This is a genomic window from uncultured Pseudophaeobacter sp., from assembly GCA_905479575.1.
Classification (GTDB): domain Bacteria; phylum Pseudomonadota; class Alphaproteobacteria; order Rhodobacterales; family Rhodobacteraceae; genus Pseudophaeobacter.
This window is the reverse complement of record CAJQNB010000009.1, coordinates 39,954-49,941: the sequence shown is the minus strand read 5'-3', so window position 1 is coordinate 49,941 and position 9,988 is coordinate 39,954. Positions and strand designations below refer to the sequence as shown.

Here is a 9,988-nt window from a genome sequence, read left to right as displayed (position 1 = left end):
AGCCATTGCCGCTGGACCACAAGAACTGCCCGGACCAGCGACTGGTTGCAATCGCGACCGAAGCCTGGGACGAGGCGTTCGCCCTTGGCAAAAAGCACGGTTATCGTAACGCGCAGGTTTCCGTGATCGCGCCGACCGGAACCATTGGTCTGGTCATGGATTGCGATACCACCGGTATCGAGCCTGACTTTGCACTGGTGAAATTCAAAAAACTGGCCGGCGGCGGGTACTTCAAGATCATCAACCAGTCGGTGCCGGCGGCTTTGGAAACGCTGGGCTATGGCTCTGCGCATATTGAAGAGATCATCGCCTATGCTGTTGGTCACGGATCAATCGGGCAGGCGCCTGCGATCAACCATACGTCGCTGATTGGCCATGGTTTCGGGCAGGCTGAGATTGACAAGATCGAAGGCGCGTTGAAGGCCGCGTTTGATATCCGGTTTGTGTTCAACCAGTGGACGCTGGGCGAGGAATTCTGCACCAAGACGCTGGGTATTCCGACCCTGAAACTGAATGATCCGACGTTTGATTTGCTGCGTCATCTTGGATTTTCCAAGCGCGATATCGAGGCGGCGAACGACCATGTTTGTGGCACGATGACACTTGAGGGTGCGCCGCATTTGAAAGAAGAGCATTATAGCGTGTTTGATTGCGCCAATGCCTGCGGTAAAAAAGGTAAGCGTTATCTGAGCGTTGACAGCCATATCCATATGATGGCCGCGGCGCAGTCGTTTATCTCTGGGGCAATCTCCAAGACGATCAACATGCCCAATGATGCGACAATCGAGGACTGCCAGAAGGCCTATGAGTTGTCGTGGTCTTTGGGTGTGAAGGCCAATGCGCTGTATCGCGATGGATCAAAACTGTCCCAACCACTTGCGGCGTCTTTGGTTGAAGATGATGACGATGCGGCGGACATCTTAGAGAGCGGCAACCAACACGAGAAGGCCCGCGTTCTGGCCGAGAAGATCGTCGAGAAGATCATCGTCAAAGAGATCCGCAACCGTGAGCGCGAGAAGATGCCGCAGCGTCGCAAGGGCTATACCCAGAAGGCGATTGTGGGTGGTCACAAGGTTTACTTGCGCACCGGCGAGTATGAGGGTGGCCAGCTTGGCGAGATCTTCATCGACATGCACAAAGAGGGTGCAGGCTTCCGCGCGATGATGAACAACTTTGCCATCGCCGTGTCGGTGGGTCTGCAATACGGTGTGCCGCTGGAAGAGTTCGTCGATGCCTTTACATTCACCAAATTCGAGCCTGCGGGCATGGTGCAGGGCAACGACAGCATCAAGAATGCGACGTCGATTTTGGATTATATCTTCCGCGAATTGGCGGTGTCATATCTGGATCGCACCGATCTGGCCCATGTAAAGCCCGAGGGCGCTGCGTTCGACGATATTGGACGTGGCGAGATGGAGGGTGTGGCCAATGTTGTGTCGCCATCGGAGGCTGCATCAAACCGGTCGCTGGAGGTGCTGCGCCAGATCAGCTCGACGGGGTATTTGCGTAAGCGGATGCCGCAGGAGTTGACCCTTTTGCAGGGTGGCATGACGGCGCAAGTGGGCGAGATCGCCGCGGCGGTTGGCGATGTTGCGGTGGCGGTCAAGCCCGAGACCTCGCTTTCGTCAGGCACCACGGCGGCTACGGGCATATCGCTGCGCGACAAGGCCAAGATGCAGGGCTATGAGGGGGATCCTTGTGGCGAATGCGGCAACTACACACTGGTGCGTAACGGCACATGCATGAAGTGCAACACATGCGGCGGCACGTCGGGGTGTAGTTAAAGGAATAGGGCGCGGGGGAGACCGCGCGCCTTTCACAGTCCCAAGGTGGATGCGTTCATCTTTGGTGCAGATCGGGCCACAGGCAAAAAACGACGAGCGGTATAATCACGAGCCCGATCAGCAAAACTAACGGGGTCCCTTCGGGGGCCCCTTTTTTGTCACATCATTTGATGGACAAGTGGTTAGCGCTTGCCAAGATGTAAGATTGTTCCTATTTTGTTCTGTAACTTGGGTTAAGGTGAAATATGAACAACGCCGATGAAGCTGCTGAAAAGATACATTATATTTGCCAGACATATGTCGAGGTCAAGGGCCGCGGCGGGCAGGGCAGTTTGAAGGTTGACAAGTTGTTGCAATATACCAGTGCGGCGCAGGCCGAGGATCGTGCGGAACGCGAAAACCGCAATGGAAGCTGTGTCGGGGCTGATGCCTACATGATCCGCGAAGACCCCGGCAGTGGCGAGGTGAGCGCGCCTGTCTTTCTGGCGCGCTTCGGGCGTGTGCCCGACGACGAGGAATAGGGCCTAGCGCGGAATGTCGAAATCCGGCGCTGCAAGGGTGAAGCCGGAAAAGGCGAAGCCGGGCGAGACGGTGCAGCCGACAAGTGTCCATGCACCTGTGGTGCGGGCGGCTTGCCAATGGCCGGTGGGCACGATGCGTTGCGGCTGCTGGTCGTGGGCAAGGTCGGGCCCGAGGGTGTAATCGGTGGCGGGGCCAGCGTCAGAGGCTGACATCGACAGGATCAGCGGCGCGCCTGCGTAGTAGTGCCAGATCTCAACGGCATCGACGTGGTGCCAGTGGCTGGCAGCGCCGTCTTTGAGCAGGAAATAGATGCAGGTGCCGCAGGGGCGCCCGTCGTTTTGGGCGACCCATGTCTGGCGGTAATAGCCCCCCTCGGGATGGGGGGCTAGTTTGAGCTGTGCGATGATCTCGTCGGCGGTCATTTCGGGCCGATTATCCCTTTAAGATCGAGCGTCCTGCGTAGATTGCGGTTTCGCCAAGCATTTCTTCGATGCGGATCAACTGGTTGTATTTGGCCAGACGGTCGGAGCGCGACAGCGAGCCGGTTTTGATTTGGCCGCAGTTGGTGGCCACCGCGAGGTCGGCGATTGTGGCGTCTTCGGTTTCGCCCGAGCGGTGCGACATCACGTTGGTGAAGCGTGCGCGGTGCGCCATGTCGACGGCTTGCAGGGTCTCTGTGAGCGTGCCGATCTGGTTGACTTTGACCAGCATGGAATTGGCCGAGCCTTTGGCGATACCGTCGGCGAGGCGGGCGGGGTTCGTGACAAAAAGATCGTCGCCGACAAGCTGGATCTTATCGCCGATCTTGTCGGTCAGCAGCTTCCAGCCGTCCCAGTCGTCCTCGGACATGCCGTCCTCAATCGAGATGATCGGGTAGTCGGCGGCCAGCCCAGCAAGGTAATCTGCGTTCTGGGCGGAGGTCAGTGATTTGCCTTCGCCTTTCATCTCGTATTTGCCATCTTTATAGTATTCGGTCGCGGCGCAATCGAGAGCAAGGTAGATGTCGCGGCCCGGTTTGTAGCCTGCTTTTTCGATGGATTTCATAATGAAATCAAGTGCGTCACGGGTGGAGCTTAGGTTGGGCGCAAAGCCGCCTTCATCGCCGATACCGGTGTTGTGGCCTGCGGCGGAAAGTTCTTTTTTCAAGGTGTGGAACACCTCGGCACCCATGCGGATTGCCTCGCGGATGTTGGTTGCTGCCACCGGCATGATCATGAATTCTTGAATATCGATCGGGTTGTCGGCGTGTTCGCCGCCGTTGATGATGTTCATCATCGGCACCGGTAAAACCCGCGCGGATGTGCCGCCGATGTAGCGGTAGAGCGGTTGGCCGGAAAATTCGGCGGCGGCTTTGGCCACGGCCAGAGAGACACCCAATATGGCGTTGGCCCCGAGGCGGGATTTGTTTGCGGTGCCGTCAAGCTCGATCATTGCCATGTCGATGGCCACCTGTTCCAGCGCGTCGAAACCGACGATGGTTTCAGCGATTTCGCCGTTGACCGCATCGACCGCCTCCAACACGCCTTTGCCCATGTAGCGCGATGCATCGCCGTCGCGTTTTTCCACCGCTTCATGGGCGCCGGTTGAGGCCCCTGATGGCACTGCCGCGCGGCCCATGGTGCCGTCTTCCAGGATCACATCGACCTCAACCGTGGGGTTGCCCCGGCTGTCGAGGATTTCGCGGGCGTGAATGTCGATAATTGTGCTCATTTGGACGGTCCTTGACTGCAACAAAAGATGCCTGCGTCATAGCAGCCAGGGGGCAAATGTAAACAGCGGTCGTTATCGATAACGGCGTTTATTTCACGAGGTTAGGGCTAACATATCGCTGTTTGCGCCACCGGTATCGATGTCGTTTCTGGCGCTTGCAGACTTTGGCCTGATGCGAGGACTAGACGCCGGTTGATCCGGGTGTTGCTGACACCACAGAGCCCGCACGGAGCAGGCGCGCCTGCTCCCGGACCTGTTCGCGGGCCAAGCGCCGTTCCCGCACAAAGGTATAAAGACCAGAAACAATGATCAGCGCAGCCCCGCCCAGGGTCATGGCATCAGGACGTTCACCAAAGACCAGCACCCCTACCAGAATGGAAAACAACAGCCTGCTGTAGCGAAATGGCGTGATCGCGGATGCATCCCCAATGCGGGTTGCGGTTACGATGGCGTAATAGCCCGCAACGCCAAAGACGATCCCCCCCAGCATCATCCCCACCTGACGCCCATCCAGCCCGGTTGGCTCTGCGCCGGTAGAGACCAGCAACAGCCCACCAGCCACGATCACCGAGGCAAAGGCCTGAAAGCTGACAACCGCTGACGAGACAGAGCTATCGACCATACGGGTCAGCAGATCCCTTGCAGCAATAGCCAGAACCGCCACCAGCACCAGAATCACCGAAGGGTTAAAACCTGCCAGCCCAGGGCGTACAATCATCAAGACCCCGACAAAGCCCACACAGATCGCGCTCCAGCGCCGCCAGCCAACCTGCTCCCCCAGGAACAACGCAGCCCCCATGGTGATAACCAGGGGCAGCGCCTGAAACACCGCAGCAACCGTGGAAATATCGACCAAAGACAGCGCAGTGGCAAAGGCCACGGCGCCCACGGCCTCTGAAAGGGTGCGAAGGATTGCCGCCCCGCGCCAAGCCGCGGGCGCAAAAAGATTGTCGCCCCGGTACACAGCCGCCGCCGCAAAGACCGTACCGGAACCAAGGCCCAGCAACATCAGGATCTGCCCCACAGGAACGTCCCCCGATAGCCGCTTGATGAACATATCTTCCAGGGTAAATGCGGCCATGGCCGCAAGGATAAAGAGAATTCCGTTTAGATTGTTCACGCCAGGCCCTCCGAAAAATGGGCGCTGCTTTGCCTGCCGTTTGTCACCGGACCAATGCAGCACCTGGTCAGGGAATGGTGGTCAACCCGCCCCATCGCAAGTCAATTTACGACATGAAACACAACAGTTTGTGGGTTTAGACTTCACAATCGTTGATAGGTTAAATGAAAATCACGTCCCGCCAAGTCGATCCCGCTTCCCTTGAGGTCTCCCCTTGAAGGCCCACCTTCTTGAGGATCACTCAGAGGGTGCGGTTTTCTTCAGAGGCACCCCATAGAGCTCCAGCTTGTGACCTTTGAGCTGATATCCCAGTTTGGCCGCGATGCGTTCCTGCAGCGCTTCGATGTCGGGATCACAGAATTCGATCACTTCACCGGTATTGATATCAATCAGATGGTCGTGATGCTCCCGGTCTGCATCCTCGTAACGGGCACGGCCATCGCCAAACTCCAACCTGTCCAGAATCCCGGCTTCTTCGAACAGTTTGACCGTACGATAAACCGTGGCAAGAGAAATCCCGCTATCCAGCGCGCTGGCCCGGGCATAAAGCGCTTCGACATCCGGGTGGTCGGCACTGTCCTGCAGAGCACGGGCAATCACCCGACGCTGGCCGGTCATCCGCAGGCCCTTGGCCTCACATCGAGCGATAATTGTCATCACGTTTTGCTTTCCGTCCACTGGTCTGGGTTCTCTATGTAGTCAATCCGTGCGCCGACGAAAACCAATTTCCATCAGAACGCGCCATTGACTTTATCCACATAACCGCCCATGTGATGCACAGGCATCCTTCCCTGCCGCGTGAGCAGAGACAGCCCGGACGCGCAACACATGTGCGACAAATCCGGTGTCTAGTGAAGTGCCAAGGTTCCCAAAATCACGCGTGGGGCACTTGCAAATCCCAGCGGCCAGGCATTCGTCTGCGCCCGTTTGAGGGCTTTGCCCCACCAAAAGCCAGCGCATTCTGCGACTGGTCGACACGGTTCGTGCCATGGGCATTGAGCCGCGAAAGGACGATACGTGACTGAATTTTCGACAATGGGCCTGCCCGATCTTGTTCTGGCCCGTCTGGCCGATATGGGTCTGAAAGAGCCAACCCCGATCCAGGCCCGCGCCATTCCCCACGCCCTGAACGGCGAAGACGTGCTGGGTCTGGCCCAGACCGGCACCGGTAAAACAGCTGCCTTTGGCGTGCCCTTGATCGCCCGCATGCTGGACTATGGCCGCAAACCTGCCGCCCATACCGTGCGCGGCCTGGTGCTGGCGCCCACCCGCGAACTGGCCAACCAGATTGCCGCCACCCTGAAAGACCTGACCGAAGGCACCCCGATGAAAATCGGCCTGGTGGTCGGCGGTGTTTCGATCAACCCGCAGATCCAGCGGATCTCCCGCGGCACCGACATTCTGGTGGCTACCCCTGGCCGCCTGCTCGATATCCTGGACCGCAAGGCGCTGGATCTAGGCTCCTGCGATTTCCTGGTGCTGGACGAAGCCGACCAGATGCTGGACCTCGGCTTTATCCATGCGCTCCGCAAAATTTCTGCTCTGCTGCCCGAAGAGCGCCAGACCATGCTGTTTTCGGCCACGATGCCCAAGCAGATGAACGAGATTGCCAACTCCTATCTCAACCGTCCTGTGCGCATCGAAGTCTCCCCTCCGGGCAAGCCCGCAGCCAAGGTGACGCAATCGGTGCATTTCATCGCCAAGGCGGAAAAGCTGAGCCTGCTGAAGGAATTGCTGACCGAGCACAAAGATGAGCGCACGCTGGTCTTTGGCCGCACCAAACACGGTATGGAAAAGCTGATGAAAGTGCTGGAGAAATCCGGCTTTGCCGCAGCCGCCATCCATGGCAACAAAAGCCAGGGCCAGCGCGAGCGCGCATTGGCAGCCTTTAAATCAGGCCAGATCAAGGTCTTGGTTGCAACGGATGTTGCGGCCCGTGGCCTGGACATCCCCGATGTCAAATATGTCTACAACTACGAGCTGCCCAATGTGCCCGATGCCTATGTGCACCGGATCGGCCGGACAGCACGCGCTGGCAAGGACGGCCAGGCCGTTGCTTTCTGTGCCCCCGATGAGATGGAAGAGCTGAAAGCGATCCAGAAGGTGATGAAAATCACCATTCCAACCGCCTCCGGCAGCCCATGGGAGCCAGTTCCCGGCGCCAGCCCCGCGCGTGGTGGTCGCCCCGGTGGCAAACCAGGCGGCAACCGTCGCCGTGGCGGTGGTGGTCGCGGCCAGTCCCAGGGCGGTGGTAAACCCGGTGGGTCCGCCAATGGGTCCGGCGCAGGCGCAGGCGGTGGTGCAGGTAACCGACGCCGTCAGGCCCGCTAAGAAGCCTCATCCTGCGGTCAGTTCAGGTTGCGAAAGCCCAGAGGGCGCTGACAGCCAATTTCATATCGCCAATGGCGCTCTGCTTCCCGCAGGGCGCCATTTCTTTTTGACAGCAATCTGCACCCGCAATGGTGAGCCCAGCTCCGACCCTTTGATGTCAGCGCGCGGTCTATGCAAGCGCGAGGTCCGCGCAAGTCCCCAGACTCCAAATGCTCCCGCCCACTCCCATTGCATCAAGATGCAACAGGAGCAGTTGGGGGTGGCGCCGTGCCTTTGGCACGGCGCCACCCCCAACGGGAGGAGAGCTTATTCATAAGCTCGACGACGGGCGGGAGCGCTACCTTGACCTGAATTCTGACCTCTGCCCAGCCAAGCTCCCAAGCGAGGTGGCTCAGCTGCTATCAGGTGCCGCAAAAGGTGGCTGTGACCACCTCATGCGCAGCCGGAGGCCGGCGCAGATCCTCTGCCCCTGACTGCTCGGTGAATGGCTGCTGCAGCACTGTCCCCAAGCGCTCAAACAGCGTGAAGTCCCCTGCCACCGCAGCGGTGATCATTTCTTCGATCCGGTGATTGCGCGGGATATAGACCGGGTTACTGGCCCGCATTATGGCCTGCGGATCTTGTTCCTGTTGCCGCCGCTGCATCCAGCGGGCCTGCCAAGGGGCAAACGCCTTGGGATCACGAAAGTGATCTGCCGCGGTTCCCTCAGCCAAAGCACGGAAGGTATTGGTAAAATCCGCCTGGCCTTCTCCCATCAGCTGCAACAGGTCCGAAATCAGTTCCAAATCCTGCGGCGCTACGGTCTCAAGACCAATTTTGCGCCGGAACAAGCGCAGCCACGCGACTTCGATCAAGGAGGGCATGGCGTGAATAATCGCTGTGGCCTCTTCCACCGCCTCTTGCGGGTCGTCCAGTTGCTGGATCAGGGCGGTGGCCAGCTGTGCCAGGTTCCAGACTGCGATACTAGGCTGGTTGGCATAGGCGTAGCGCCCCCCCCGGTCGATCGAGGAAAACACCTGCTCGGCCCGGTAGGTATCCATGAAGGCACAGGGGCCGTAGTCGATGGTCTCACCTGAAATGCTACAGTTGTCGGTGTTCATCACCCCGTGAATAAAGCCAACCGACATCCAAGCGGCAATCAGCTCGGCCTGGGCATCCCGCACCGCACGCAAAAGCCCCAGCGGCCCCTCGGCCTGCGGGTAGTGGCGCTTGATGGTATACTCCGTCAGCTGCCGCAGCGCTGTGGTCTCCCCTCGCGCAGCAAAGAACTGAAAGGTCCCCACCCGCAAATGGCTGGCGGCAACGCGTGTCAGTACCGCGCCGGGCATCCCGCCTTCGCGCCACACGGTCTCACCTGTGGCGACAGCCGCCAAGGCGCGGGTGGTGGGGATGCCCAAGGCATGCATCGCTTCCGAGACCACATATTCGCGCAGCACCGGCCCCAACCAGGCCCGGCCATCCCCCTGACGGGAAAAGGGTGTACGCCCCGCGCCTTTGAGCTGCAGATCATAGCGCCTGCCCTCCGCGCCGACCACTTCGCCCAGCAGCACCGCGCGGCCATCCCCAAGCTGAGGGTTGAAATTGCCAAACTGGTGGCCTGCATAGGCCTGCGCCAGGGGATCCGCCCCTGCTGGCATTTGATTGCCGGCAAAGATCTCGGCCATTTCCACAAGTTCGCCCGCCTGAACCTGCAACAGGTCAGCCAGGGTCTGGTTAAAGGCAATCAGCTGTGGTGCGGCCACTGGCGTGGGCTGCTGCCTGCTATAGAAGCCGGGCCCCAGCTGGGCATATGTATTGTCAAAGGGGATGTGCAAAACCATGACCTCAAGATATGTCTCAGATACAAGAATACCAGTGTGAAGGTGCTGCCACGATGACTGCGGATGAAATCATTACAAAACTGCAACTTTCCCGCCACCCCGAAGGCGGGTGGTATCGTCAAACCTGGGTGGCCGAAAATGAGGGCCGCCCCAGCGGTACCTGCATCTATTTCCTGCTGAGTGGCGATGAAGCAAGCCACTGGCACCGGGTCGATGCCAGTGAAATCTGGCTTTACCATTCCGGAGCGCCGCTAATCCTGTCGCTCTCCGCAACCGACGCGGGCCCCGCCACAGAGCATCTGCTCACCCCGGATCTCACTGTAGGGCAGCCCCAACTCATCGTCCCCGAAGGCCACTGGCAGGCCGCCCGCAGCACTGGCGACTACACTCTGGTCAGCTGCACCGTGTCGCCGGGTTTCCAGTTTGAGGGTTTTGAGCTGGCCGCACCTGGTTTTGACATCCCCAAAAAATAACGCCAGTTGCGCACCAGGGACCGCCGGAGCAAGCACGCAGCCCTGTGTCAGGCAGTCGCGCGTTCATCCTGCAACAAAAGGGTGATCCCTATTGGCCAAAGATGCGGCCCGTTCGCTTCCTCTCCTTTAACACGTCAGGGTCAAATTGGGGTGTCCCATGGCATCAGATCGGGGTCTCCCCTGGCATCGGGACCGGGTAATTGCCCTCGGCAACCATCAATTGGAGGC

8 protein-coding genes and 1 pseudogene are annotated in these 9,988 nt (G+C 59.2%); 4 read left to right on the top strand and 5 right to left on the bottom strand.

From position 1 onward, the window contains the following. Nucleotides 1-1,784: pseudogene (locus QZ268_RS03885) on the top strand (vitamin B12-dependent ribonucleotide reductase); the annotation flags it as partial. Between the two features lie 245 nt (nt 1,785-2,029). Further along, nucleotides 2,030-2,305, top strand: coding sequence for a hypothetical protein (locus QZ268_RS03880; protein WP_295448267.1), 276 nt, complete (start codon nt 2,030-2,032; stop codon nt 2,303-2,305). Between the two features lie 3 nt (nt 2,306-2,308). Here QZ268_RS03880 and QZ268_RS03875 read toward each other — a convergent pair whose 3' ends face one another. The 4 genes from QZ268_RS03875 to QZ268_RS03860 form a co-directional block, all read right to left on the bottom strand. After that, nucleotides 2,309-2,728: a cupin domain-containing protein gene (locus tag QZ268_RS03875; RefSeq protein ID WP_295448264.1), complete on the bottom strand. Its 420-nt coding sequence runs from the start codon at nt 2,726-2,728 to the stop codon at nt 2,309-2,311. A 10-nt stretch (nt 2,729-2,738) separates the two neighbouring features. Next, nucleotides 2,739-4,016, bottom strand: coding sequence for a phosphopyruvate hydratase (gene eno, locus QZ268_RS03870; RefSeq protein ID WP_295448262.1), 1,278 nt, complete (start codon nt 4,014-4,016; stop codon nt 2,739-2,741). A gap of 181 nt (nt 4,017-4,197) precedes the next feature. After that, entirely contained in the window at nt 4,198-5,136 is a 939-nt protein-coding gene (locus QZ268_RS03865; protein WP_295448259.1) for a DMT family transporter, read from the bottom strand. 237 nt (nt 5,137-5,373) lie between these two features. Then, entirely contained in the window at nt 5,374-5,793 is a 420-nt protein-coding gene (locus tag QZ268_RS03860; protein ID WP_295448256.1) for a Fur family transcriptional regulator, read from the bottom strand. 360 nt (nt 5,794-6,153) lie between these two features. Between QZ268_RS03860 and QZ268_RS03855 the strand changes: the two genes are divergently transcribed. Next, nucleotides 6,154-7,467: a DEAD/DEAH box helicase gene (locus QZ268_RS03855; protein ID WP_295448253.1), complete on the top strand. Its 1,314-nt coding sequence runs from the start codon at nt 6,154-6,156 to the stop codon at nt 7,465-7,467. Between the two features lie 401 nt (nt 7,468-7,868). Here the strand turns inward: QZ268_RS03855 and QZ268_RS03850 are convergent, their stop codons facing one another. After that, a complete protein-coding gene (locus tag QZ268_RS03850; RefSeq protein ID WP_295448250.1) occupies nt 7,869-9,287 on the bottom strand; it encodes a protein adenylyltransferase SelO in 1,419 nt (472 codons plus the stop codon). Between the two features lie 53 nt (nt 9,288-9,340). Between QZ268_RS03850 and QZ268_RS03845 the strand changes: the two genes are divergently transcribed. Continuing rightward, complete coding sequence (locus QZ268_RS03845; RefSeq protein WP_295448276.1) at nt 9,341-9,760, top strand: cupin domain-containing protein; 420 nt, start codon at nt 9,341-9,343, stop codon at nt 9,758-9,760. Nucleotides 9,761-9,988: the final 228 nt, after the last annotated feature.